The following is a 1,061-nucleotide window of genomic DNA, read 5'->3' as shown; positions in this document are numbered from 1 at the left end:
GGATTGATGACCAGTCGCTACCGTGGGGGAGGTGCTTTCACATGACACACTTCATGGGGTGGGCTTTCACCACCATCAGCATTCAGTTGTCAAGGTTTCCCAGTTTTCCGTCGGATTGTACAGACTTTTGTGAAGAATTGTAAAATTCTCTTAGCCTTCAGTTTTCCGAGGTTTTGATTGGCTATTTTGTATCAGTTTACACCGTTTTATTTTTGGCCAACCGTTAGACTTTACGTTTTCTGGGGTTTTTAGCCTTAGGAGGCTATTTTCCTTGCCCCGCTTTTCGTTTTAGGTACTTACCTTCCACTTTTGCGAGAACGAATCGCACAGCTGGAATTTATTATACCACTTCGACTCAGAAAACGCCGCCAGAATAAGGAAGCAGGCTACGAAACAGGCGACGAGAGGAAAACAAGAACCCTCCAGGCCAAACCAATCGGCAGGAAGTTCGCAACAGCTCAGAAGGTATTTCCGCCCATACCATTGGACCAACAAACCCTGACATAGGTCATTGGTCATTGACCAGCGACCAATGACCAATGACCAATGACCAATGACCAATGAATTAATCGGGTTCGCGGTGGGGAAAGTTCAGGACGGGGAGACGATCGCCGCGAAAAACTTCTTCGCTGGCGTAACCGAGGGACTGGAGAATTTCCGAGAGCGCTTTGCCCCCCCATAGCGTCAGTAACAGGGGCGGGGTGAGGACGCTGAGCAGAATTTCTGAGGGAATCTTAACATCAGACTTCTGGAGTGGGGCTGGGTCTGAGGTAAATTGATTGGGGTCAGGTGAAGTCATAGCAACCTCCGGTATTGATAAAATTTATCTAAGAAGCGTAGAATCAAACACGAAAAAAACTCGGGAGCTTGGTAGCCCCGCTCTAAAGAGACGGGGCTACCAAGCGACGGGCGAGGCTTTAGCCGCAATGATATGATAGACTCCTATCACCAACTCTTTGACCCAAATGAAAGGGGCTTAACATACCGTGAGGGCAGACTTGCATCATGCAGAAATGTCGGTAGCAAAGGCGTTTCATTGGCGAGAGATAAAAGGTGATTGA

General features: G+C 48.1%; 1 protein-coding gene. It reads right to left on the bottom strand.

Annotated features, from left to right (window positions below):
- Positions 1-565: 565 nt before the first annotated feature.
- The gene (locus AC0QH1_RS23835) at positions 566-799 is read right to left on the bottom strand and encodes a hypothetical protein (RefSeq protein WP_324633877.1); all 234 of its coding nucleotides are present in this window, start codon (positions 797-799) and stop codon (positions 566-568) included.
- Between the last annotated feature and the right edge of the window lie 262 nt (positions 800-1,061).

This window comes from Phormidium sp. CCY1219 (assembly GCF_055795085.1).
Note: the sequence above shows the minus strand (reverse complement) of the source record. Positions and strands in the feature narration are given on the sequence as shown.